The sequence below is a fragment of the Fervidicoccus fontis Kam940 genome (assembly GCF_000258425.1).
GTDB lineage: Archaea > Thermoproteota > Thermoprotei_A > Sulfolobales > Fervidicoccaceae > Fervidicoccus > Fervidicoccus fontis.
Window position 1 is genome coordinate 1212475 of the sequence record NC_017461.1, and the last position, 23795, is coordinate 1236269.

General features: G+C 36.5%; 22 protein-coding genes and 1 tRNA gene. 11 read left to right on the forward strand and 12 right to left on the reverse strand.

The features are described from left to right. The first annotated feature begins 3 nt into the window (after nucleotides 1–3). From FFONT_RS06345 to FFONT_RS06365, 5 genes are all read left to right on the forward strand, one after another. Nucleotides 4–1038, forward strand: a complete 1035-nt coding sequence (locus tag FFONT_RS06345) for a 50S ribosomal protein L10 (RefSeq protein ID WP_148683765.1) — start codon at nucleotides 4–6, stop codon at nucleotides 1036–1038. Nucleotides 1039–1207: 169 nt separating this feature from the next. Then, entirely contained in the window at nucleotides 1208–1531 is a 324-nt protein-coding gene (rpl12p, locus tag FFONT_RS06350; RefSeq protein WP_148683766.1) for a 50S ribosomal protein P1, read from the forward strand. Between the two features lie 454 nt (nucleotides 1532–1985). Continuing rightward, nucleotides 1986–4724, forward strand: a complete 2739-nt coding sequence (alaS, locus tag FFONT_RS06355; RefSeq protein WP_148683767.1) for an alanine--tRNA ligase — start codon at nucleotides 1986–1988, stop codon at nucleotides 4722–4724. Continuing rightward, nucleotides 4685–5401, forward strand: coding sequence for a DUF434 domain-containing protein (locus FFONT_RS06360; protein ID WP_014558414.1), 717 nt, complete (start codon nucleotides 4685–4687; stop codon nucleotides 5399–5401). Before alaS ends, FFONT_RS06360 begins: the two co-directional genes overlap by 40 nt. A gap of 124 nt (nucleotides 5402–5525) precedes the next feature. After that, a tRNA-Arg gene (locus FFONT_RS06365) sits at nucleotides 5526–5633 on the forward strand. A 209-nt stretch (nucleotides 5634–5842) separates the two neighbouring features. On the opposite strand, the gene FFONT_RS06370 is transcribed toward FFONT_RS06365, so the two are convergent. Continuing rightward, complete coding sequence (locus FFONT_RS06370; RefSeq protein ID WP_014558415.1) at nucleotides 5843–6670, reverse strand: metal ABC transporter ATP-binding protein; 828 nt, start codon at nucleotides 6668–6670, stop codon at nucleotides 5843–5845. A 69-nt stretch (nucleotides 6671–6739) separates the two neighbouring features. Between FFONT_RS06370 and FFONT_RS06375 the strand changes: the two genes are divergently transcribed. From FFONT_RS06375 to FFONT_RS06385, 3 genes are read left to right on the forward strand one after another with little or no spacing between them, the layout of a single operon-like run. Then, complete coding sequence (locus FFONT_RS06375) at nucleotides 6740–7795, forward strand: metal ABC transporter substrate-binding protein (protein WP_158308332.1); 1056 nt, start codon at nucleotides 6740–6742, stop codon at nucleotides 7793–7795. Between the two features lie 12 nt (nucleotides 7796–7807). Further along, nucleotides 7808–8692, forward strand: coding sequence for a metal ABC transporter permease (locus FFONT_RS06380; RefSeq protein WP_014558417.1), 885 nt, complete (start codon nucleotides 7808–7810; stop codon nucleotides 8690–8692). 4 nt (nucleotides 8693–8696) lie between these two features. Next, nucleotides 8697–9092, forward strand: coding sequence for a CopG family ribbon-helix-helix protein (locus FFONT_RS06385; protein WP_158308333.1), 396 nt, complete (start codon nucleotides 8697–8699; stop codon nucleotides 9090–9092). A gap of 17 nt (nucleotides 9093–9109) precedes the next feature. Here the strand turns inward: FFONT_RS06385 and FFONT_RS06390 are convergent, their stop codons facing one another. Genes FFONT_RS06390 through FFONT_RS06440 form a run of 11 tightly spaced genes read right to left on the reverse strand, consistent with a single transcriptional unit; the run spans nucleotide 9110 to nucleotide 21510 of the window. Then, nucleotides 9110–9406 carry a hypothetical protein gene (locus tag FFONT_RS06390; RefSeq protein WP_014558419.1) on the reverse strand — a complete coding sequence of 99 codons (297 nt, stop codon included), beginning with the start codon at nucleotides 9404–9406 and terminating at the stop codon, nucleotides 9110–9112. A 4-nt stretch (nucleotides 9407–9410) separates the two neighbouring features. Then, complete coding sequence (locus FFONT_RS06395; RefSeq protein WP_014558420.1) at nucleotides 9411–10841, reverse strand: hydrogenase 4 subunit D; 1431 nt, start codon at nucleotides 10839–10841, stop codon at nucleotides 9411–9413. Between the two features lie 6 nt (nucleotides 10842–10847). Continuing rightward, complete coding sequence (locus FFONT_RS06400) at nucleotides 10848–11603, reverse strand: NADH-quinone oxidoreductase subunit B family protein (RefSeq protein ID WP_014558421.1); 756 nt, start codon at nucleotides 11601–11603, stop codon at nucleotides 10848–10850. Then, the gene (locus tag FFONT_RS06405; RefSeq protein ID WP_014558422.1) at nucleotides 11600–12139 is read right to left on the reverse strand and encodes a 4Fe-4S binding protein; all 540 of its coding nucleotides are present in this window, start codon (nucleotides 12137–12139) and stop codon (nucleotides 11600–11602) included. The genes FFONT_RS06400 and FFONT_RS06405 overlap by 4 nt, the downstream gene beginning before the upstream one ends. Nucleotides 12140–12145: 6 nt before the next feature. Beyond that, nucleotides 12146–13837, reverse strand: coding sequence for a hydrogenase large subunit (locus tag FFONT_RS06410; RefSeq protein WP_014558423.1), 1692 nt, complete (start codon nucleotides 13835–13837; stop codon nucleotides 12146–12148). Beyond that, nucleotides 13834–15294 (reverse strand): proton-conducting transporter transmembrane domain-containing protein, encoded by a 1461-nt coding sequence (locus FFONT_RS06415; RefSeq protein ID WP_014558424.1) that lies wholly within the window; start codon nucleotides 15292–15294, stop codon nucleotides 13834–13836. The genes FFONT_RS06410 and FFONT_RS06415 overlap by 4 nt, the downstream gene beginning before the upstream one ends. A gap of 4 nt (nucleotides 15295–15298) precedes the next feature. Then, a complete protein-coding gene (gene hyfE / locus FFONT_RS06420) occupies nucleotides 15299–15961 on the reverse strand; it encodes a hydrogenase 4 membrane subunit (protein ID WP_014558425.1) in 663 nt (220 codons plus the stop codon). Continuing rightward, nucleotides 15949–16881, reverse strand: coding sequence for a respiratory chain complex I subunit 1 family protein (locus FFONT_RS06425; RefSeq protein ID WP_014558426.1), 933 nt, complete (start codon nucleotides 16879–16881; stop codon nucleotides 15949–15951). Before FFONT_RS06425 ends, hyfE begins: the two co-directional genes overlap by 13 nt. Then, nucleotides 16881–18977: a proton-conducting transporter transmembrane domain-containing protein gene (locus FFONT_RS06430; RefSeq protein ID WP_014558427.1), complete on the reverse strand. Its 2097-nt coding sequence runs from the start codon at nucleotides 18975–18977 to the stop codon at nucleotides 16881–16883. Before FFONT_RS06430 ends, FFONT_RS06425 begins: the two co-directional genes overlap by 1 nt. A gap of 14 nt (nucleotides 18978–18991) precedes the next feature. Continuing rightward, the gene (locus FFONT_RS06435) at nucleotides 18992–19468 is read right to left on the reverse strand and encodes a 4Fe-4S dicluster domain-containing protein (RefSeq protein ID WP_014558428.1); all 477 of its coding nucleotides are present in this window, start codon (nucleotides 19466–19468) and stop codon (nucleotides 18992–18994) included. Next, nucleotides 19465–21510: a molybdopterin oxidoreductase family protein gene (locus FFONT_RS06440; protein WP_148683770.1), complete on the reverse strand. Its 2046-nt coding sequence runs from the start codon at nucleotides 21508–21510 to the stop codon at nucleotides 19465–19467. The genes FFONT_RS06435 and FFONT_RS06440 overlap by 4 nt, the downstream gene beginning before the upstream one ends. A 447-nt stretch (nucleotides 21511–21957) precedes the next feature. Between FFONT_RS06440 and FFONT_RS06445 the strand changes: the two genes are divergently transcribed. From FFONT_RS06445 to FFONT_RS06455, 3 genes are all read left to right on the forward strand, one after another. Then, nucleotides 21958–22410, forward strand: coding sequence for a hydrogenase maturation protease (locus FFONT_RS06445; RefSeq protein WP_158308334.1), 453 nt, complete (start codon nucleotides 21958–21960; stop codon nucleotides 22408–22410). A 118-nt stretch (nucleotides 22411–22528) separates the two neighbouring features. Then, nucleotides 22529–22762, forward strand: coding sequence for a hypothetical protein (locus FFONT_RS06450; RefSeq protein ID WP_014558431.1), 234 nt, complete (start codon nucleotides 22529–22531; stop codon nucleotides 22760–22762). Nucleotides 22763–23033: 271 nt separating this feature from the next. After that, nucleotides 23034–23399, forward strand: coding sequence for a hypothetical protein (locus FFONT_RS06455; RefSeq protein WP_014558432.1), 366 nt, complete (start codon nucleotides 23034–23036; stop codon nucleotides 23397–23399). Nucleotides 23400–23795 lie beyond the last annotated feature (396 nt).

Sequence of the window (23795 nt, forward strand, 5' to 3'; positions counted from 1 at the left end):
ATAATGAGGCTTATAGTAAAACAGAAAGTTGTCCCTAGTTGGAAGGAAGAGGAAGTAAACGAATTAGTTAAATTAATGAAAGAATACCCTGTACTAGGAATAATTGATGCTAAAGATGTACCTGCAAGTTTGATCCAAAAAATCAAGGTGATGCTCCGAGATAAAGTCGATGACGCTATTGTCATTAAAAGCGTAAAAAACAACTTATTTCTCATAGCTTTGGAAAAGGCAGACGTTAAAGGAAAAGAAAAACTGAAAGAAGTGATAAAGGACCAGAAAATATTCGTATTTTCAAAACTGAACCCATTTATGTTAGCGGCAATGATTAACAGAATGAGATTGCCTGCTCCTGCTAAAGCTGGAATGAAGGTTGATAGAGAAATTGCAGTCGAGCCCATGGATACACACCTTCAGCCAGGGCCTCTGTTAAGTGCATTCGGAAAGCTAAAAATTCCCACAAAAGTTCAAAACGGAACCATTTGGATTGCAAAAAGGACAGTACTCGCAAAGCCTGGTGATGTAATAAGCGCAGATCTCGCATCTATGCTTCAACGACTGGGCATTTCTCCTGGGGAAGTCGGTTTAAGCTTGCAGTATGCACTAGACGATGGTGTCCTATTACCTGCAGAATCTTTGAGCTTAAACATTGAAGAGTACAGAAATAGCTTAATCCAGTCATACATTCAGGCTATAAGCTTAGCATCAGAGATCGCATATCCTGAGCCTGAAGCGCTTAAGCTATCCTTAATAAAAAGCTATAAAAGGGCTTTGCACTTATCTGCAGAAATTGGATACATTACAAGTGATAATGCAGAATATGTTTTGAGAGTTGCTGCATCTAAGGCATATAGCATTGTAGCTGCTATGGGCGACAAGGCAAAAGAATTGGGAATAGAAGGAGTTCAATTACAGAGACCTCCTGAAGGAGAAAAGAAGGAGGAGAAGAAGGAGGAAAAGAAGGAAGAGAAGGCTGAGGAAGAGAAAAAGGAGCTAAGCGAAGAGGAGCTATCTAGTGGATTAGGAGCATTATTTGGATAACAGAAAATTTTTAAATTGTTTTTCATATCTTTATATGCGATGTGATTTAATTCGTATAAATATCCTGATGAGGCTGAGCAAAGCTTAGCCGAACAAAAAAAGAAAAAAACTCAATTTATATAAAGGCATAAAAATAATGATATTTTAATAGCATAAGGGGTGATGAACTATAGAGTACATATATGCATCTCTCATGTTACATAGTGCAAAGAAAGACATTAATGAAGAAAATATAAAGAAAGTTCTAGAATCTGCGGGAATACAAGTAGATGATGTGAGGGTTAAAGCGCTTGTTGCAGCTCTACAGCAAATAAACATCGATGAAGTGTTAAAATCTGCTTTAGTAACAGGCGCAGTAGCACCTGCGGCACCTGCAGCTGCACCAGCTAGCGAGGAGAAGAAGGAGGAAAAGAAGGAAGAGAAGGCTGAGGAAGAGAAAAAGGAGCTAAGCGAAGAGGAGCTATCTAGTGGATTAGGAGCATTATTTGGATAACAGAAAATTTTGAGTAATATATTAAAATTACATGGTTTTTAAAGAATAAACTTTTATTCAGATATATTTTTGAGTTAATTTTGATTGACAGTTTTTTCGATTTACGACTGAAAGCCTTATCCTTGAAGACAAATAAAGTTTAAAATATTTCCAGGCTTTTATTCTATAATCAAATCTCAGTGATCAGCCTTTAAAGGCGGAGTAGGCTTCCTAACCAAGACAAATAGAAGGAGTATTATATCTTAGATCAAAACAATAAGTTCTTTTCAATTATCAATGGTTGGTTTCTGATAATTCTAATTCCCTTGCAAATGAAAAGTATATTTACAAATAAATACGGAAGGCCTTTCGCTATTTTGAGGATTGATGAGCACAGATATTGGATAGTACAAAAGTTTAAAGATAGTAAAAAACAATTTATGTTTAGTTTATATGAAAAAAGGTGCTGTTAAATATGGTGCAAGTAAATCCAGAAGAGTATTTGCTTAACTTTTTTAAGGAAAACGGCTTTGTTAGAAAAAGATGCAAAAAATGTGGAGAATATTTTTGGACTCTTAACACCGAATTCGATACATGCCAGGACGCACCATGTGTAGAATATTTTTTTGATAGTATCCCAGTTAAAAGACCATTAAGCGTTAGAGAGGCCAGACAAACATTCTTGACTTTCTTTGAAAAAAGAGGGCACAAAATTTTAGATCCTAGACCTGTGGTCGCTAGATGGAGAGAAGATCTCTACCTCACAATTGCAAGCATTGTCCTTTTTCAACCACATGTAACAAGCGGTCTAGTGCCACCTCCAGCGAATCCATTAGTTGTAAGTCAGCCGTGTATTAGGCTAGAAGATATAGATAACGTCGGACTCACTATGGGAAGGCACTTGACTTTATTTGAAATGGGAGGGCACCACGCGTTTAATGAAAGGAATGGCAAATTTATTTACTGGAAAGATGAAACGGTCAGATATTCATTTGAATTCTTCACTAAAGAAATAGGAATACCTCCTGAACTTTTAGTATTTAAAGAGTCCTGGTGGGAAGGAGGAGGGAATGCGGGGCCGAGCTTCGAAGTTACAGTAGGTGGATTAGAGCCTGCTACTTTGGTGTTTATGCAGTATAAGAAGAACGGCAACAACCTTGAACCGATCCCTCTTCAGATAGTTGATACAGGATATGGAATTGAAAGGATTGCTTGGTTTACCCAGAAAACGCCAACCGCGTTTCATGCAATATACGGAGACCTTGTTAACGAATTTAGGAAAAAATTAGGCTTAGAGGAACCACCGAAAGAATATTATAAGGCTGCTTTTAGATATGTTGGGCTACTCGATCCTTCTTCTGAACAAAGTGTCTCCATGTTTATAAAGAACATATCAAAACATAGCGGTTTTGATGAGGAAAGTGTTAAGGCCTTCTTGCAAAACGACATGAAGCTTTTCACGATATTAGACCACAGCAAAACATTAGCTTATATGTTAGGCGATGGGATCGTTCCAAGCAATCAAGGAGAAGGGTATCTGGCAAGATTAGTTTTGAGGAGAGCTCTTAGAACTCTTTATTTGATAAATCCTGAAATTGACTTTACAGATTTTATTGAAAAACAAATCGAATATTGGAAGCAAGACAACTACAAACTTAAAGAATTCCACAATTATATAATAAACGTAGTTCAATATGAGCAGAAAAAATTCTATGAACTTGTAAAGGAAAAAATTCCAAAATTATTGCAAACGGTCGTTTCTAATCCAAACTTTGAGACATTTGAGAAAATCTATAAAGAGCAGGGGATACCTCCTGAACTAATAGTTAATGAGGCAAAAAAGAAGAACATAAGCATAGAGGTTCCTTTTGACTTTTATTCAAAGATTGCCAGAGAAAGCTCTAGACCCAAATTAGGAAAAAAACAAGAAGTCACAACTAGGTTAGAATGGCTAAATAACATACCTCCGACGGAGCTTTTATTTCACGTAGATCCATATTTAAGAGAAAGCGATGCAAAGATTTTGGCAGCGAAAGAAAACATGCTTGTGCTCGATAAAACAATTTTCTATCCATTAGGGGGTGGACAGTCTAGCGATAAGGGAAGCATAGAAGTAGATGGAAAAATCTATAATGTAGTAAACGTGGAAAAGTACGATGAGCATGTCATTCATTATCTTGATAAAAACATTGAAAAAGACGCCGAAAAGCTGATTGGATCGAGTTGTAAGCTAAAAATAGACTGGAGTGTAAGATACCTAAACATGAGACATCATACGAGTACTCATATATTGCTTGGAGTATTAAGAAAAGTGCTGGGTCAACATGTATGGCAGGCTGGCGCAGAAAAGACACCAGAAAAGGCTAGACTTGATGTCACTCACTATGAAGTGCCGGATCCGGCTACAATAAGAAGGATCGAGGACGAAGCAAATAAGGTAGTATTAGAGAGGTTGCCTGTTATCACTAAGTTCATGGATAAAAACGAAGCCGAAGAGAGATACGGCTTTGTCTTATATCAAGGCGGCGTTCCAATGTCTAAGAGGATAAGAATAGTAGAAATACCTGGGCATGATGTTGAAGCGTGCTTTGGAACACATGTTTCAAATACTGGTGAGGTTGGAGGGATAAAGATTATAAATGTTGCGAAGCTTCAAGACGGAATTATAAGGTTTGAGTTTGTAAGCGGTACCCAAGTAACTAACTATGCTAGCAAGCTTGAATCAATACTCAATGAAGTCTCAAAGGAAGTAGAAACAGAATCGCCATTATTGTTAAACAGGGTGAAGAAATTAAACCAGGAATTTGAGCAAATGAAGAACAGACTTAACTTATACAGGGACATATATTCTGAAGTGTTTAGAGAAAACTTAAAGAGTAAAGCAGAAGTAATAAATGGCATAAGATTATTCGTTTACAAAGATGAAATAGACGATGAAGAGTTTACTACTGAGCTACTTAAAGAGATAACTCGAGAAATGCGAGAAATCATAGTTATAAGGATATTCAAAAATGCAAAGGGAACAAGTATAGAGGTAAGCGAAGGAAGAGAATCTTCTGAAAAATTAAATGCAACTGAAATAATTAAAGCTCTGTCATCCTATGGATGCAAGGGTGGCGGCAAAAAAGATCATGCCCAGTGTACAAGTGAGCAAGAAATAAATGTTGATGATGTATGGAAGATGGTGAAAGAGCTCCTGGAGAAAAAAGGCTAAAAGAAGCAATAAAAACTTATCTTTTTCTTTTGAATAATAATTTTAAATCAGAGACTGCTATAAACATAGCATCTTCAAAATACTTCTTAAGCATTAAAGAGAGAGAACTCCTTAAGAGGTGCTTTCATTCTTTTGAATTCAATAAAATGGTTAAACAAAAGACCTTCAATGAATCACAAGTTGAGGGTAAAAAAATTGCAATAGATTACTATAATGTTGTCACGACAATTTCCGAAGCTATTGAAGGATATTTTGTGTTTAGATGCACAGACGGAATAATTAGGGATCTCGCAAAAACAGAAGGAAGATCAAAAAGAGAATGGCAAATTCATGAAACAGTAATGGAATATGTCAAAGAATCGTTATATGAGATTTCTCCCGAAGAGGTTGTGTTGGTGGCGGACAAACAAGTTCCATTTAGTGGAGAGTATTTGAGCAAGGCTTCTTCCCTATTTTCTGAAAGATTGAAAAACACTAAATTTTATCTCGATAACATGGCTGATTCGCTTTTAATAAAACTATCTTTAGAAGGCAAATATATCATTGCATCGAGCGATTCTCTGATAGCTGAAAAAGCATTGAACATCTTTGATCTTTCTTCATTTGTTTTAAAGAAATTAAAAATATTGGATAAAAGAGTTATAGAAGCCATTCAATTTATAAGCGATGAAATTTGAAAACTCTTCAAGCAAGCCTTCAGTTGTAAAAATCTTATCTTTAGCTGTTTTTACTAGCACGTAATGCAAGAAAATTTTAAAAAGGGAATACTTTTAATATTTAGTAGTGATATTAGAATAATAAGGGCCCGTAGCCTAGCCAGGATAGGGCGCCGGCCTTCTAAGCGCTATCGTTTCGCCTGTGCGGGGCGAAGTAAGCCGGTGGTCCGGGGTTCAAATCCCCGCGGGCCCGTTTTTTAATTTTTAATTTTTTGTATATTTTACAACTGAAACCCTCGCCCTTTAGGGCGGGGGGAGGTCAGAAAAATAATCATATATCGGAGTTTTTCTATTTGAAATAAAAAAAAGCTTTAGTTTTCAGATTAAATTTTTATTTGAATTTTGCTAGAATGAAAAATCTTTTGATTTTTTAGAAGTACAAATTAAATATATCAAATAAAATTAAGGTTTACATCCTTCATCGCATATATGTAAGTGTTTATCACCGACTTCAATTGCTGTGCCTCCATATATATTTCTCAAAACATCTATTTTATAGACATTTTCAGGCTTTCCAAAAGTATAATAATTCCTACTAAGTAGTAACATGTAGTTGGTGTTTTTCATTAACAAATTAGGATCGTGGCTCGTTATAATGACAAGTTTCTCTCTGGACAGCTTGACTATTATTTCAGCGAGATCTATTCTTGTTGCTGGGTCTATAGAAGAGAAAGGCTCATCGAGGAGCATTACGGGTTTATCTTTTAATAATGCTTTAGCAATAAAGACTTTTTGTTTCTGACCACCACTGAGCTCTCTCATATCTTTTTCAAAAGCGGTCTCTTCCAGTCTAACGAACTTTAGTGTGTTTTTGATTCTGTTTGTAATGTTATTGTTAATTTTAAATCTAGGCCATCTCTCTTCAAATGCGAGTTCCCACTCTAAAAACTCCCTTGCACTTATTGGAAAGTTCAAAGACTTAGAAGAAATTATGAGTTGTGGAACATAACTAAAGTACTTAGATGCGAGTCTAGGGTTACCAGTAATATCTTCGCCATTAACAATGATCTTTCCCTCTTTAGGATTATATAGACCGAGTAGCAATTTAAATAGTGTAGTTTTTCCAGCTCCATTAGGACCTACGACTTGCATTAGTCCTTTTTTTGGCAAACTGAAAGATAAGTTTTCAAAAATATTTTCGCTGTTGTATGAAAACCTAATTTTCTCTACTAGCAAATATTTTTCAAATGTTTGTTCTTTCTTCAAAATAATGTTTTCAGCTTTTTCCAATGTGCACACCCTATGATAAAATTTATTAACTTTGTGCACGTTAAAAAATTTTTTGCTCAGGTGAGAAAAATGAAGAGAATATTATTTTTCATAACTTTAGTTTTTCTGTTTGTTGGTTTTAGCCTATCGATTCCAAATACCGCTTTAGCTGAAACTCAAAACCAAACACAAGGTTTCATCGTTACTACTTTCCCTTCATTAGTTGACGACGTAAAATTGATAACAGGAAACTATTTTACCGTAGTTTCGATAGTTCCGCCTGGTGTGGATCCTCATGACTATTCGCTCACTCCGCAGGATGTAGATATTCTGAAAAACGCAACACTTATTATCAGCACTTTGCATACACCCATGGAAGTGCAAATAGATAACTATTTCAAAAGCGGACTACTTCATTCCTATTATATTGCTATACCTAACATCACTGGCATAGTATTTGTCGATAATCCCAACAACGGTTTGCCAGATCCTCATATGCCAATTTACGATCCTAATAATTACTTAAAGTTCCTGTACAACTTAACTCTGACGGTTTCAGAAATTGATCCTTCTCACAAACAATACTACATGCAGAATTATGAAAACATTTCCAATCAAGTTGAAAGTCTAATAGAAAAATACGAGGGAAAATATAGGGGAACAGCTGTCGCATCTACTCCTGAAGCAGTATATGCTATCAATTGGCTAGGATTTAATGTCACAAGGCTTTTGCTAACAGAAGAAGAAGCGAGTGTTTCTCCGCAGGATGTGAATACGATAACTTCAATGATAGAGAATGGAACTGCAAATGCCGTAGCTATACTTGTTTCATTTCCACCACAAAATGGAAGCGTTTCACCTTATTCACAATACGACTCATCATTATACAACATATATACTACATATAAAAAAGGATTTCTACTGGAAGTGCCATCTCCTGTTACAGGTGGAAGTATATTAAGTAAGCTTCAATTTATAGTAGCTCAATTAAGTAGCTATAACAATACCTCAAATTATACGAGTAATTCAAGTATAAGCGAGTCTACCGCTAGTTCATATGTATATATAGTAATAGCAATAATTTTGATAGTTTTAATTACTGTCTTGCTTTATTACTGGAGAAGCAGAAGGCAAAACAAAAAATAAGGATGAATTAAAATGAAGATAGAAGACATTTATTTGTCTATGCTAGGATTATCGATACCATTAGCGATAATATTATCAATTTCTTATCCGAGCTATTTTAATCCTATTTGGATGACAGTACTTCTTGGCTCTGCTCTGATATATGGAATAATAGGCCCAATCCTTTCAGCTAAAAATCTGCTCTTTTTAGCAGGTTCTATACCTCATTCAGCACTTCTCTCGGCAAGTATGGGAATTTTGCTGAGCATGATGATTAGCGGAAGCAACCTCGTTTGGTCTATAATTTTCAATGTTATTTTAATTTTTACGATAGGTTTGGTGATACATAGAGGCGGTGATCCTAACAAATACACATCAATCTTTATCGGAACTACTGCTTCATTAACCGTGATCGTCCTTTATTATATAACGAATCACTTCTATTTATTGACAAGCGTAGAATCAATACTTTTAGGCGATCCTCTTCTCAGCACAAGAAGCGATGCTATCTTGATTTTTGTATTGACAGCGATAACTCTTCTCTTTTTCGGATTAACCTATAAGGAGCACATTTATATAGGAATAACTGGTGAGGAAGCAAAGCTTGCAGGACTAAGAACAGAAATCTACGAGTTCTTTTTTTATCTGTTTTTAGGCATTACAAGCGCTACACTAATGAAAATAGTTGGTTTCATCCTCACACATGTATTTATATTGATACCAGGGGCCGCGGGGAGCTTAGTTGCCAGGAAAAGCAAGGAGGCTATTGCTCTGAGTATGAATATAGCAGCATACTCAGCGATCATAGGGCTGTTTTTAGGTGTGTTTTTCAATCTTTCACCATCAGGAACGACGGGGATATGCATGATAGCTATATATATAGTCATAAATGTTGCAAAAAAAGTGTATGGAAGGTGAAATTATGGGGAAGAAAAGGTTTGGGATTAGCATAGACGAAGGTCTCGCAGATAAGCTGGACAAGCTCAGCAAAGCGCTTTCTACCGATAGGTCTGCAATTGTCGAAGATGCAATTAGAGGAGTAATCGCTGAACATTCTCATTACTTATATGAACATGAGTGCAAAGGAATAATGATTTTGGTTTATAGCGAAGGAAAGGGATGTAGCGTTTTTGTTAGGCAGCTTATTGAAGACTTTAAGGATATTATTCAATTCTCTTCACATTATCATACAGGTAACAACTGTACAGAGGTTTTTTTCATTGCGGGCAACTCTCTTCGAATTAGAGACCTCCATTCGGAGGCAAAGAAAAGGAAGGATATTTCAGTAAGGTATCTACCTATTTCAGAAATAAGGTAATTGACTAAAAATATTTGTTAAAAAATTTTCAGTATTAGAAAATCACGTTTCTTCTCTTCTTTTAAGATTGAGCTAATTTTTTCAATTTTTTCTCTATCACTTATGGTGCATTCTTTCAAAAATTTTAAATTTCTTAATTCGCCCTCATTTAGTATACCTTCTAAATCTTCTATTTTTACTTTTCCTATCAGCTTTAAAATGCTGTATACCGCTTCTATGTGCATACTTCTAAGCAGGAAATCATCAACTACATCAAAAGTTTTTTTATCAATGAGAGAGCTTTTCCCCTCATATGCGTAAATTTTTACTTCCATTTTTTCACCAGAGCAGAACTGGTAAAGCAATATATGCAGAAACTGTACTTAATGTTACAAGCAGATATAGTGCAGTTTTTGTAGGAAGTCCTAGCGGCGATGAATTTGCAATTTTCTCCGATGGTTCTCCCCAAACGCAACTCGTAAGCCATCTCAGCATCCATATAAAGGCGACAAATGACTCTGCTATCATAATAACTGCGAGAGTATATGATAAGATGCTACCTAATTGAACTGCTGAAAGAATAAGAAGGAGCTTTCCCCAGAAGCAACCGAATGGAGGGACACCGGTTATTGTTGCAGTAGCTACTGTAAAGCCGATACCTGAAGCTTTCTGCTTTTTAATTAAACCCTTTATCTCTCTCAAATCTCTAGTTCCTGAACTCAAAGAAATTGCTCCTGCTGTTAAAAAGAATAGCCCTTTTCCAAACCCGTGAGCGAATATGTATAGAACTGAGGCAATGATAGCAAGCTTTGAGCCCATAGCTATCAAAGATACGCCGGTGAATATGTAGGATAGTTGAGAAATAGTAGAATATGCCAGCAGTTTCTTTATATCTGTTTGAGGGAAATAAAGTGTTAGGCTATAGAGCATTGTTATTACAGCAAAAATCGCGCAGATGTATGCGACACTGTTAGGAATGCTTCCCGCCCACATCATGGTTCTTATAGCAAGAAATGCACCTAGCTTTACTAATGCTGCTGCATGCAAATAAGCACTTACGGGAGTCGGTGCACTCATTGCCCTTGGCAGCCAAACGTGAAATGGAAACTGCGCCCCTTTTCCCCATGATGCGATTAATAAACCAATAAGTGAGATTAGCTTTAATCCGCTCGGAAGAGATGAAAGGTTTCTTAAATCCACGCTACCCGTTTCATAATATATTATGCCTGTAGCAGCATATAAGCCGAAGGCGGCAATATGTGTGATAGTAAATGCTATTAAGCCAGCAGATTTAGCTTCTTCAGTTTCATAAAAGCTGATTAATCCCCATGAACAGAGGCTTGTGAGCTCGAAGAATATAATCATAAACGTTAAAGAAGAGGAAAAAACAAACCCTAGTGCTGAGGACATAAACAATAGCATGAGGGAATAGTATCTGTTGAATTTGCTTGTTATCGGGTGCTCTTTATTGTTCGGCGAAATATAATTCAACGATTCCATAATACTGCAGAAACCTACAATTGCGATCAGCATACCTACTAATGCACTTGCTGCATCCATGTACCACCCTATCTCAATAGGTCCGTAAGAATAGTAAACTTTTTCATAATCAACTTTTTGCAAAAATGTCAATGCGGCGATTAAAATGCTCAAGAGGGAAGCAATAAGCGAGGACCAAGTTGCTACTTTTTCAGGTCTTTTCGTAAAAAGGGAGAGGATAGAGCCTATTGCAGGAATCAGAACTAAAAGAGAAACCTGGATATCGATCATCTTACATCACCCCTTTAGATAATCTTCAACTCTTTTGTTGAGCAGTTCAATAATCTCCTTTATTCTGGAATCGTTATTCCATCTAGATAAGAGCCCAGTAGTTTTTTTCTTGAGCTCTTCCAAACTGTTGCAGTTTCTCATAATTTCTGCGTAGTCCATAAGAAATTTATTTCCTAGCTTATATCCCAAATATCTCCTGCAGTCGAGCTTAAGACTTCTAAAAACGGAATAGCTTTTTAGCAGTCCTCCAAACTTGAGTTCGCTTTCAGTCGTTTTCCATTCCTTTTCTTCGGAATACTCTAGCTTTTTTATTTTTTGTTCAAGAACATCTAATGCTACAAGCATCCCGTGAATTATTGCTGCAGGTCTCGGAGGGCATCCCGGTATGTAAACGTCAACCGGAACAACTTTATCCGCACCACCAAGCGTATCATATGTATTATACCATATTCCTCCGCTTGATGCACAGGAACCACATGCAACAACAACGCATGGTTTTGGTGTAGATTCGTAGATGATCTTCATTGCTGGATAGAACTGCCTTGTTATAGGACCAGTAATTAAGATAACATCAGCCTGCCTTGGGCTGTATACAACTTTTACGCCAAACCTTTCCACATCGTAGAGAGGAGTCAACGATGCTAATACTGAGATATCGCACCCATTGCATGAACCGCTATCAACTCGCAAGACAAAGACGCTTCTTGACAATAAATCGTATGCTCTCTTCTTAAGCTTCTTCCCCTCTTCTTCTAAAATCATCTTCCTCCACCCTTTCCATAGGTTTTGATAATTTTCTCAATGAACCTTTTTCTTTTGCATTCGGAACATAAGCTCGCAAGCTCGCTTATAACTTCCGCCTTTGATTGTGGGAGAGATGAACGTAAAACATCGATGACGTATTTCACTTCTCTCTCAGTAACATTCATTGATTTACCGCATGATGCACATTTTGCAACTTTTAGGTTTGCTACAACCTCAAGATCATCTTTTTTCTTCGATGCTAGCTCAAATTCTTCGTTCTGAATTATTGCTCCAACTGGGCAGACTTCTTCGCATCTACCACAAAAGATACATCTCCCGTAGAAAATCTTCCATTCCGCATGATTCTCTTTTCTAGTAAAAGTTATCGCATCAGGCGGGCAAGCCAACGAACATGAGCCGCATCCTATACATAAATCGAAATTTAAGACCGGCTTTCCTCTATAATCTTCTTCAACCTTTTCAGGGACGAATGGATATTTTACTGTAGCAATTCCGTATTTAATGCCCTTTGTAATAGTTTTTAAATTGCTCATGTATTGTCAGACCCCCTTTTTGCTTCTTTTGATTATTTCCTCATATTCAACAACTTCAACCCTCTTCGTTCTAACATCAACAACTTCAACCCTTTCAGTACAACTGTAACAGGGATCTATGCTTGCAACGATAAGCGGAACATCAGCCAAAGTATAACCCCTTGACATATAAGGCACTGAAGGCCAGTTGCTGTATGTCGGCGCTCTAACTCTCCACCTGTAAATTTTGCTGTCTTCCCCTATAATTGCGAAGTGAACTACCTCCCCCCGAGGGGCTTCTACTGCTCCTATAGCAGGTCTGTAGGCTTCTACTTCTTTAACTTCTTCAAATATCGGTCCATTAGGCAATCTATCCAGAGCTTGTTCTATTATGCTTAAAGATTCAAATGTCTCTTCGTACCTCACTAAGAATCTTGCGAGTATATCTCCTTCAGTATAAAGAGGTATCTTAAAGCTCAGCTCTCTGTAAGCAGCATACGGGTGATCTTTTCTAACATCTCTGTATAATCCAGATCCTCTTGCAACTGGACCAACAACATTTAAGGTTCTTGCAACGTCCTTTGGTAGCACTCCGATGCCTTCCATCCTTTTTAAGAGGGTAGAAGTTTTAAGCACAGTCTCTCCGATATCTTTGAGCTCCACTTCTGTCTTCTTTAAAATCTCGAGAGATTTCTTCCTCCTCTCTTCAATAATGTCCCTTCTGACTCCTCCGACAACATTTATTCCATAAGTCTTTCTGGCCCCCGTAAGAACTTCTGCTAAGTTCATCAATCTTTCTCTAACTTTCCACAGTTGCATAAATCCCCAATCGAAAGCTGCCAGATGGCTTGCAAGTCCCAGCCACAGCAAATGGCTTGTTGCCCTCTCAATTTCTAGCATTATTGTCCTGATGTATTTGGCTCTTTCTGGTACATCTATTTTCATAGCTTCCTCTATAGCCTGAACATAGGAAGTTGAATGGACGAAGCCGCAAATCCCACATATCCTCTCAGCTAAAAAAGGAACCTGATTATAAGTTAGCCTCGCCTCTCCAAGTTTTTCAACTCCTCTATGTGCATATGAAAACCTGTAATCAAGGTCAACAACGATCTCTCCATCAAGATATATTCTGAACTGACCTGGTTCATCTGCCATTATGTGTATAGGTCCAGCTATATAAGTGGTTATTCCCTCCTCTTTTGGCCATTTATACTCTGCAGGTTTGACTTCACCAGGTCTTATGGTGTAGTCCATATCCTTTCTCAGCGGGTATATGCCATCGGGCCAATCATCGGGCAATATCAGCTTTCTAGGATCGGGATGACCTTCAGGTATAACACCAAAGAGGTCTTTAGCTTCCCTTTCATACCAATTAGCTGCAGGCAATTCAGGTGTCACTGATTGGAAGCGAGGATTATTTCCTGGTATCATTGTATATACAATAATCCATGGCTTGGGGGAGGAGCTTTCTTCCTTCTCTTCAATAGAGAAAACATAATCAAGCCTGAAAGATCCATTTATTTTTCTCATATCGCTTACCGACATTGTGCTAAGAAATCCCCCAAGCTCCCAGAAAATATAGCTACAGATCTTCAATAGCGCGTCTTTTCTTATTCCAACGAATACTTTGTCCGGATAGGTTCTTTCAATGCTTATAATGTCACTCTTGAAATTGCTATCTAATTGTTTAATATAGTAAGAAATTCTTTCTTCTGTCATAACAACACCTCTTTTGCTGCGTTTTCTAAGTACGACCAGATCAATCCTGGATAAATTCCTATGATTAGAGAAAGCGAAATTAGAAGCAAGATTGGAAGCCAAACCCAAACTCGGATCTTCCAATTACTTTCTGTAGATGGCTTTCCAAATAACATGTTCGAGAACTTCCATACAAGTGCAGCAAATGCTATTACTAAAAGTGCAATCATCGTAATAATTCCTGCTAAATTGTTCTCCTCAGCTCCAGACATTACTACAAAGAGACCAGAATAAAATGTGCTGAATGGAGGACAAAGCACTATGCCCAGCATCCCCAGAAGTACTAATGTTCCAAGCACTGGAGATGCTTTAATTATTCCTCTTATTCTGTTAATGTTTCTAGTATTGTAAATGTTCATTATAGCGCCTGAACTAAGAAATAGCGAGCCCTTTATCAAAGTGTGGCTTATAAGCTGAAACACTGCACCAATTATTCCTATATAGCTTCCAAAGCCTAGTCCGCATGCTATAATTCCCATTTGTTCTATACTTGAAAAAGCGAGAAGCCTCTTAACATCTCTTGCTGTAATCATGAGCATTGATGCAATAAACATCGATAGAAGTCCAATTATTAGGAATATATATCTAACAAAGCTACCTAAACCAACAGCTACCATTATTCCATAATATCTCATCAATACGTACATGGAGCATTCTATTAATATTCCTGAAAACAGCGCAGAAACCGGAGCTGGAGCCTCAGAGTGTGCGTCTGGCAACCATGCATGAAGTGGAACTAGTCCAGCCTTTGTTCCAAATCCTACTAAAAGAAATATAAAGATCAGTTTTATCATTGAGATGTAATTCGAGAATAGATTTGAACTATTGAGGATGCTGGAATACAGCCAAGGCTTCGTAAGTCCTGCCTGATATGATATTGAATAGAATAGAACCGTGCCATATAACGAGAATGAAAGTCCCACGGAACAAAGGATCAAATACTTCCAGGAGGCCTCTAAGCTTTCAGGCTTGTTATATATGCCTACTAAAAAAGTCGAGGCGATTGTAGTAGCTTCTATCGCTATCCACATAACAACTATATTGTTAGTTGTTACCACAAGCAGCATTGTAAATATAAATACGTTTAAAAGGGAATAGAAAAGCCTTTTTCTTTCTTTTGAAATTTCGCCAATCGTTATTTCATGTTCAATATAACCAATAGAGAATATGCTTGCAGCAAAATACAGAAGCGATAAAGCAAAAATCATTATAGCGCTGAGATAATCTACTGCGAATTCATCATCTGCAAATACTAGCGCACTACTTTTAACATTTTGTAGAATTAAAATTGATAACATAGTTTCTATAATCGAGGAGGATAGTGTTGAAATTTCCTGCATCCTAAATTTTTCAATCAATGAAAGTATTGATGATGCTATAGGAACTATAAGGATCAATAAAATGAGGGATATTTCCATACTTCTACCACCTCAAGTTCTTCAACTGAGTGACGTCGACTGTATTATTTACCTTCTTTATATGTACAGCTAGAATGCAACAAACTGCAATCAGGAAGACTGCATCAGTAGTGCAACCAATTTCAATTGTCTCAGGGATTCCAGGTGCAAGCAGTGCAAGGGTTAAGTGAGATCCGTTCTCAAAATGACAGAGTCCCAAAATTTGCTTGAAGATACTTTTTTTGGTGACCATCTGCTTCAGACCTATTAGGAACAGTGAAATAGATACAGAAAGAGGAATGTAGTCTTCTCCTATCATTCCCTTAAATTGCCCGCCTGTCCAAAAGCTGAAAACCAGCAAAATTGCATAGATTACCATAGTCAGCCACGATGGAATAGAAGTTTTTATATCCTTTCTTTCACCGCTCTTTTCAAGCGATTTGATAACAAGCCATGGTACAATTAAGGTTTTTGTTACGAAAGCCACTAATGCCCAAATGAGAAAGTATGAATCTCTTATAGACATCATAGCAAATATAAGTGTCAGTAAGAATGACTGAAGCCTATATATATTAGCAGCTCTTCTCAAATCTATAGTTTCAGAGATCCATATTGCAGTGAAAATCATTAAGGCGCTTAAACCATTTATGATTATCGCTATATTGCTTGTCATTTTCACAACCTCCATATTGCTAACACTAGGGCAATAATGCTTAGGAAAATAGAAACTTCAAAATACTGGGGCATTTCAACGAATCTTATCCTGGCGTTGCTTACTGAAAGAGTCAGAAATATCATGTGTATGATGAAGATTTTTGCCATAAAAGAAAGAGTTCCAACTAGCAAACCTGCAAGAGAAAAAGTTGAAGATATGCCCCAAGGCACAAATAAAGATAGAAACAGAGAAGGAATTACAACTCTCTTAAGCATTTGGTCCAATTTAAATAAAGCAAGAGTTTTTCCGCTGTATTCAACTGAAATACCTTCCTGTAATTCTTGTTCTGCTTCGGCCACATCGAACGGCTGAACTCCTGTCTCTAAGAGCAATGCTATAAATCCAGCTATAGCTGCTAAGTAAAAAGACGGATAACTGAGCAGCTGGAGGTTTGATTCAACATAATAGCTAATTTTTCCCAAATCAGTAGTACCTGTTGTGACAACCAGGCATAGAACCGGCAGTATTAATGCAACTTCTCCAAGGATTCCTAAATATGTCTCTCTCCATGCACTTGGAATGCCGTAAGGAGAGCTAGCATCAAAGGCTGCAAGACTAAGAATGAACCTGAATATTATTAGAGAATAAATAATCAGAATTATATCTCTTAGACTGAAACCTATGCTAGATATAATTGGGATCATTATTGAGAGCGTCAATAATACAGCTAGTGCTATTATTGGGGCCTTTTCAAATATCCATGAACTGCATTCTGGTTTTATCTCTTCCCTCTTTCTCCATAGTTTTACCAGATCTCTAAATGGTTGGCTTATTGGCGGTCCGATCCTTGAATGTAGCCTTGCTATCAGCTTTCTCCTAACACCTTCCAAGAACAATGACATGAAAAGTACGATAGTTATTTGCAATAAAGATACTATAATTATTTCCCACATCAAGGTATCGACACCACTGCTATTGTTATTAAAACTATGAAGGTCAGAAGAATGTAAAGAATATATGTTATTACAGAACCAGATTGAATGTTTTTAGCTATATTTGCAAGCTTCTTAAAAGCAGAAGGGACTATTGTAACGAGCTTATCGATCGGATCATTATAAGCAGGAATCTTTAGGGTTACTTGAGCATATTTTTCTATTGGTGGGTTTATCAAAATCCTTACTGCAATTTTATAAGCTCCAAAAAATCCCCCCTCCCTTTCAACCTCTTCTCTTATTCCAAATATATTTGAGAGGTTCCTTCTTAAAGGTTGAACAAATGAGCTTGAGTGGACAGGAGGGATCGCTTCAGTACCGCTAACCCACGTCTTCCCTAGTCTCCAAATTCTTTTTCCTACTTTTGTGATCACAACTGTTGGTATAGAGACCATTATGAGAAGTGCTAGGGTATACATAGGAAAAGAGATAGACGTAGCTTCGTTCCACAAAGGAAATGACAATATTAGCGCTGAAGTATGAATAGCATTAGCATAGGAAAATGGAAGAGCTTGAATTGTAGGGATCTTGAGTAAATCTACTACTTGAGGCACGAAGATGCCCATGGTTATACAGAATGCCGAAAGAGGTATTAAAGAGAGCTTAATAGCATAAGATTCCTTCGGTTTTTCTTTTAGTTCAAATTTTGAATACCCCAGAAAACCAATACCAAAAGTTTTTATATATGCCATGACCGCAACTGCTCCCACTATAGCTATGACCAGAACAGACAATATCGAAATGATAGAAACAACAAAACTTTGAGCGCTCCATGCAGAAAACATTAGGCTTTGGTAAAGTAACCATTCGCTTGCAAAGCACCCAAAAGGAGGAATAGCTGCAATGCACCATGAAGCGATGAAAAATGTCCATGTTGTCACTGGGAGATATTTACTAAGTCCTCCAAGTTGGTCTATGTTTCGAGTGTTAAATATGTTTGTAACCGTTCCAGTACCTAAAAATAGTAAGGATTTAGCTAATGAGTGGTTAAGGGTCTGATAAAGAGTAGCAACCAAAGCTATTGTCGCGGCCGATGCAAGCCCGTAGGAACTAAAGAGTATAGTGAGCCCTATTCCAAGGATAATAATTCCCATATTTTCTATAGTAGAATAAGCGAGAAATCTTTTCAAATCGCTTTGAACGCTTGCAAGAAAAATTCCAGTAATCGCGGTTATCAGTCCCATAGCTACTGCAAAAGCTCCTATAGCGCTCATTCTTCCTATAGGAAGGAAGAACAGTGCAAATCTTATAATTCCATATATGGCCATTTTTTCCATAGCTCCGCTTAAAATTGCAACGGTATTGCTTGATGCTACCGTATATGCCTCTGGAAGCCACGCATGTAGAGGCACCATTCCAGCTTTTATTCCGAAACCAAAAAACGCTAAAATAAAAGCCAACGAAGCTTCTATTTGGGGAAGATATGAAGAAAACCTCTGAAAGTAATCGAATGAGAGCGATCGAGAATTTATAAACAAAACAGCAAAGGATAACAACACTAGTAGTCCTCCTAAATGCGCAAAGATAAAGTACAGCATGCCTGCCCTTCTTGTGCTCCCATCTGTATGATTATAAACTATTAGAAAGTATGAAATGAGAGTCATCAGCTCCCAATAAAACATAAATGAGAGAACATCATTAGACAAAAGTAGCATAATCATTGTTAAATCAAGCAAATTGATAAATGAGGAGAAGACTCTAATGTCATATTTTTTTGAAAAAATGCGATTGTAATCGATCGAGTATATTGATACAAATATGTATACAAGCGATATGCATACTAGGAAAAACGATGAAAGAGGATCGATCTTTACAGAAAAGAACTTTTCCCCTTGAATAAAAATGCCTCCGGTTTCTATGCTAATGCCATTTATAAGTGAGTATATTGAGAAAGAAAGGAGAAGTATAGAAGACAAGATCGCTGGTACATAAGCTAAAAAAAGAACACATCTATCTCTTTTTGAAGCAAATGGTAACAATGAGCCTAGAAATAGTAATAGCAGTGAAGAATAGAGTAAGTAAAAAACATCTGAACCTCCAAGGACAGATAGGCTCATGTTTTTCCCTCCTTTTATTTTTTGGCTAAAGGCGCTGCTCTTTTTGTAACTGTGGCTTCACGCTTCTGCGCAGCTACATCTTCTATTTTTCTATACGTTATTGCATCTGCTGGGCATACGGTTGCACATGCGGGCTTGAGTCCAGCCTTTCTCCTGTCCATACATAAGTCACACTTAACAGCTACTTTTAATTCTGAGTAGAGCATCGGTATTCCGAATGGGCATGCAATTGTACACATGCCGCAACCTATACATTGCAATGAATCAACATAGACAGCACCATCTTCATCTCTTTTCATTGCACCAACTGGACATATGTTTATACATTGTGCATCTTTGCAGTGCATGCAGGTTAATGGAACATTAACGAGGGAATCCTCGACCGTATATACAGTTATGTTTGAAATTCCGTTATGGAGCGTCTCACATGCAACTTCACATGCTCTGCATCCAATGCATTTTTTAGGATCCATTATCAATAGAACTGTCATTGTTTTTCACCTTGAATGATAATACTGCATGGAAAAACTTTTAGCTCGGGTTTTCTGTACTTTTTAGCTATCTCACAACTAAAAATTGAATTTGCTCCAAAATGCCAAGGTACAGCTATAACATCTTTAACGATATTTTGAGTAAGGTGAACTTTACACGAAAACTCTCCATATTCCGTTTTAATTTTTACCTTATCCCCTTCATTAATTCCCAGAGATTTTGCAGTTTCAACATTGAGCTCTCCTATCGCTTCTCCCCACCTCTTCATCAATGGGCTGAAGTTCCTCGTTAGAGTTGCAGCTCCATGCTGCCCTGCATATTCAAATGTAATGAGTAAAAATGGTAAGTTTGCGCTTTGCTTTTCAATTTCAAAAGTCTCGTTCAATTGTAGCTCAAATTTTCCACTTGGGGTATAGAAGCCCTTCAAGAAAAGAAATTTCTCCTCATTTTTATCATTTGTATTAATGTTCCAAAAGATACCACTCGTGTTTTCTTTAAGTTTTTCTGGTGTGATATTGCTATATAGCGGGTTTACGCTTGATATTTCTCTCGTCACTTCTTCAGTGCTATTAAAGCTAAAGAAGCTTTCAAACCCAAGCTCTTTAGCGATTTCCCTAACGATCATCCAATCCGGCTTCGCTTCTCCTACAGGCTCTACAGCTTTATTGTTCCACCTCACCCTCCTCTCAAAATTTGTAACAGTTCCATCTTTTTCCGGAAGCGTTGCAGCTGGAAGGATTATATCGGCAAATTCAGCCGTTTCAGTAAAAAATGAATCTTGAACGACTAAAAAGTCCAAATTTTCCAATATCTTTTTGGTTAAGTTCATGTTGGGAAGCAAAACTAATGGGTTCATCCCCATAATGTAAAGTCCTTTTATTTTTGTTGAATTAGATGAATATAACATTTCAAAGGCATTCATCCCTTCTTTATCTGGTACATAAAAGCCCCATATTTTAGAAAACTTTTCTATTTCATTTTTATTAGAAACATCTATATAGCCAGGAAGGAAGTTGGGAAGCACTCCCATATCGCTTGCTCCCTGAAGATTAACTTCATTTTTGATTCCGCCCACCACGCAACCTTCTTTTCCCAGGTATCCGCACAATGCTGAAATAGTAAGCAATGCTTCAATTATATCATCTCCATTTATCTGTTGCAATATTCCTAATCCCCACAGAATTGAAGCTTTTCCTGAAGTAGCAATCAGCTTAGCTACCTGCCTTATTGTATTTGCTTGTATTCCGCAGATCTTCTCGACTACTTCAGGACTGTAGCTATTGATTACTTCTATAGATTTCTGCGATAAGTTAATCCTTTCAGAATAATTCTTATCGTATAACTTCTCGTTGAAAATCACATTTAGTAAGGAAAGCGCAAGAGCATAATCAGTTTTTGGATTCAGCATTAAGTGAATATCCGAAAACCAAGCAGTTTTTGTTTTCCTGGGATCAACTACAACAACTTTTGCACCCTTTTCTTTTGCTTTTAGAATATATTGGCCCATTAAGACAGGATTAGTTTCTGCAGGGTTGAAACCCCAAATAAGAACAACAGAAGATTTTAAAAGCTCTTCATATGTGGAAGAAAGAGAGGGTATTCCTAAAGATTTGTACATAGCATTGATTTCAGATAGAGCAAAAAAAGAGGCGTGATGATCAATGTTATTAGTTCCGATAGCCCTAGCGAATTTTTGAAAAACGTAGTTGTCTTCGTTAGTACAATTTGCTGAGCCCAAAAAACCCAAAGATGATGGGTCATCGCTTTTTGTTATCTCTTTTATTCTCTCGGAAATCTCCTTTATCGCATCGCCCCAGCTTATTTCGACAAAACCATTTTCTTTTCTTTTCATCGGATGAGCTAATCTGTTAGAGGAATTCAAAAATGAAGGAATAGAGAAAGGTTTAGGACAAGCTTTTCCCTTGCTTACATGGTCGCCTTCAAACGCATCAACTGCATAGGGCCTTCCAAACTCATCAATTTTTAATGTGACAGCGCATCCTAATCCGCAGAAAGGGCATATTAACTGTTTATTCGTCATTGTTATCACAACTCTTTTTACCTAAAATATTTGATAAATATATATAAATATAATTGTTATTTATTTTTACTTTTAATTTTATATTTGATTTTTTATTATTAATTTATCAAAAAATGTAAATAAAGATTTTGTTTGATAGCATGCTAAAAATTAAGGATTATTATACGTAGCTAGTCTCTCTTCTCCTGGAAAGCGAAGGTTCCGCATCTATTCATAAATATATTTTTCATCTTCACTGAAGATAGAAAGATTAGAGTTCCTAATTAAGCTCGGAAGAGCTCTACTACTTTGTACTTGTTTTGTTCTTCATATGGACAATAAGGTTTAGTACCCTAATTACCTTGCAAAGCTGATCGCTAAGCTTAAATAAAGATTGAAATCTTAAAAATATTTAAATCTCATTGCTACCATAAAAAGCAAGTTTTTCGATTATAAATTGTGGTAATGATGATTCAGGAAAAATTAAAAAATTTATTAAATGAAAAAAAAGCCCTGATAATTTGTCTTGGAAATGAGCTAAGAGAAGATGATGGTGTAGGACCGTATATTTGCGATAAACTAAACTGCAAAAATACAGTTTCAGTGGACGTTCCAGAAAATTTGAATAACAAAGCTTTTAGCTTTCAGCCTGATGTAATCGTTATAATTGACTCTGTTGACTTCGGTGCTTCTCCGGGGTCTATTTTAATAACTGAAGGGATTAGCGATAAAACTTCTATTAGCATACACAAGTTACCAATTCGCCTGATATTTGATGCTGTTGGGTTAAAAGCGGAAAAAATTTTCTTGATAGGAATACAGCCGAAGAGTTTAAACTTCGGAGAGCAATTGAGCGAAGAAGTTAAAAATTCTGCTGACTTTTTAATAGAACAGATAAAGGAGCAATTTTCATGTCTCTAATCTAAACAACGAATGTATTATAGTTGGCATGTTTGTGCTATAAAATAAAAACGATAGCTTTAAAAATTATCGTAAGAATATAGTATTTGCAACAGAAGGAGATAGGGCGATAAGAACGATGCAGAAAAATATAAAACAGGCAAATTTTCTTGATATCGAATCAATGGCTTTGGGAAATAAATTAGCTTCTGTTAAGATAGAAAACTGCGGAGAGGAAACCTCAAAAATCGTAGCTGAGGATAATTTAGGAAACATCTATGAAACGCCATGTGAACAGAAGAAAATTGTCTCTAAAAGCTACATGATTATAAACAATTATATTAAATGGTCCAAGCTAGTATTAGAAAGCTAGTTATTGCAGACAACTTTCTTTAGTTATTTTATGTTCAGCTAAAAATAAATAGAGATATATCATAAAAAAAGAATAATGTGAAATTAAAAAATTGACAATGATGATGGTTGGTATTACTGAAAGGTGAAGAATGACACCAATTCTGAGTCTTATTTTTCGCCGCGTATTCGTTAAGCAAATTCTTAATAATTTTTAAACTTGAGAAAGAAGATTAAATGTGTTAAAAAAATAAAAAACTGTTGAGTATAGCAGTTTAAAGGGCGTATGAAAAATGAGTGAAGGTATAAGCAAGAAAAAAATGATTGAAATAGAATTAAAAAGCATATCAGATCTTGCTCGTTTATGTGCAACAACTTCTCCAATTGGACAGACAATGCATATTATTAGATATGAATCTAACAATGAAACAAGGCTTGGAATAATAGCGATACTAAGGGACTTTTACGAATTACGTGGGATTCCCATATTTTATTATGTTAAATGTGCTGAAAATGATAACTGCAAAAAGTCTCACTACATTTCATTCCGAATAACGGAAAATGGAGAAAATGTGGCATTTGCTGATAAGAACATACCTGGAACCATAATGATCCCTATAATAGATATAAAAGAATTACCAGGATTTCTAATGGATTGAATTTTTGTTAACAAAAATTGCAAAATCTTTTTTAGAAATAGATATTACAACTGAAAGCTCTACTAATTATAGCAAGGATAGAGGTTTAGGTATTTTTAGGGAATTGCTTTTTTATTTAAGCTTAGTGATCATCTTTGCAGAACGATAGAAATTTTTATTATGGAAAAATTTTGCGTTAATGTTCTCCTGAGCGATAAAAGAGCTTTTTATGTTGCTAATCCAGCATCTTTTTCTTAGGGACAAATCTTTAACAACACATAAAGCTTTTCTAATCACCTATTATCAAAGCGGAATACAGAATATAAAGCTTCTATAAGCCTTTCATTCATGCATTAAAGAGGCGAGATTTTTAAAAGTAAAAATTTTTCTTTCTTAAAATCATAATTAATTATATAG

Coding starts and splice junctions, on each gene's coding strand:
- FFONT_RS06345 (WP_148683765.1), top strand. CDS start 4: ATGAGGCTTATAGTAAAACAGAAAGTTGTCCCTAGTTGGAAGGAAGAG.
- alaS (WP_148683767.1), top strand. CDS start 1,986: ATGGTGCAAGTAAATCCAGAAGAGTATTTGCTTAACTTTTTTAAGGAA.
- FFONT_RS06360 (WP_014558414.1), top strand. CDS start 4,685: ATGGAAGATGGTGAAAGAGCTCCTGGAGAAAAAAGGCTAAAAGAAGCA.
- FFONT_RS06375 (WP_158308332.1), top strand. CDS start 6,740: ATGAAGAGAATATTATTTTTCATAACTTTAGTTTTTCTGTTTGTTGGT.
- FFONT_RS06380 (WP_014558417.1), top strand. CDS start 7,808: ATGAAGATAGAAGACATTTATTTGTCTATGCTAGGATTATCGATACCA.
- FFONT_RS06385 (WP_158308333.1), top strand. CDS start 8,697: ATGGGGAAGAAAAGGTTTGGGATTAGCATAGACGAAGGTCTCGCAGAT.
- FFONT_RS06390 (WP_014558419.1), bottom strand. CDS start 9,406: ATGGAAGTAAAAATTTACGCATATGAGGGGAAAAGCTCTCTCATTGAT.
- FFONT_RS06395 (WP_014558420.1), bottom strand. CDS start 10,841: ATGATCGATATCCAGGTTTCTCTTTTAGTTCTGATTCCTGCAATAGGC.
- FFONT_RS06400 (WP_014558421.1), bottom strand. CDS start 11,603: ATGATTTTAGAAGAAGAGGGGAAGAAGCTTAAGAAGAGAGCATACGAT.
- FFONT_RS06405 (WP_014558422.1), bottom strand. CDS start 12,139: ATGAGCAATTTAAAAACTATTACAAAGGGCATTAAATACGGAATTGCT.
- FFONT_RS06410 (WP_014558423.1), bottom strand. CDS start 13,837: ATGACAGAAGAAAGAATTTCTTACTATATTAAACAATTAGATAGCAAT.
- FFONT_RS06415 (WP_014558424.1), bottom strand. CDS start 15,294: ATGGAAATATCCCTCATTTTATTGATCCTTATAGTTCCTATAGCATCA.
- hyfE (WP_014558425.1), bottom strand. CDS start 15,961: ATGGAGGTTGTGAAAATGACAAGCAATATAGCGATAATCATAAATGGT.
- FFONT_RS06425 (WP_014558426.1), bottom strand. CDS start 16,881: ATGTGGGAAATAATTATAGTATCTTTATTGCAAATAACTATCGTACTT.
- FFONT_RS06430 (WP_014558427.1), bottom strand. CDS start 18,977: ATGAGCCTATCTGTCCTTGGAGGTTCAGATGTTTTTTACTTACTCTAT.
- FFONT_RS06435 (WP_014558428.1), bottom strand. CDS start 19,468: ATGACAGTTCTATTGATAATGGATCCTAAAAAATGCATTGGATGCAGA.
- FFONT_RS06440 (WP_148683770.1), bottom strand. CDS start 21,510: ATGACGAATAAACAGTTAATATGCCCTTTCTGCGGATTAGGATGCGCT.
- FFONT_RS06445 (WP_158308334.1), top strand. CDS start 21,958: ATGATTCAGGAAAAATTAAAAAATTTATTAAATGAAAAAAAAGCCCTG.
- FFONT_RS06450 (WP_014558431.1), top strand. CDS start 22,529: ATGCAGAAAAATATAAAACAGGCAAATTTTCTTGATATCGAATCAATG.
- FFONT_RS06455 (WP_014558432.1), top strand. CDS start 23,034: ATGAGTGAAGGTATAAGCAAGAAAAAAATGATTGAAATAGAATTAAAA.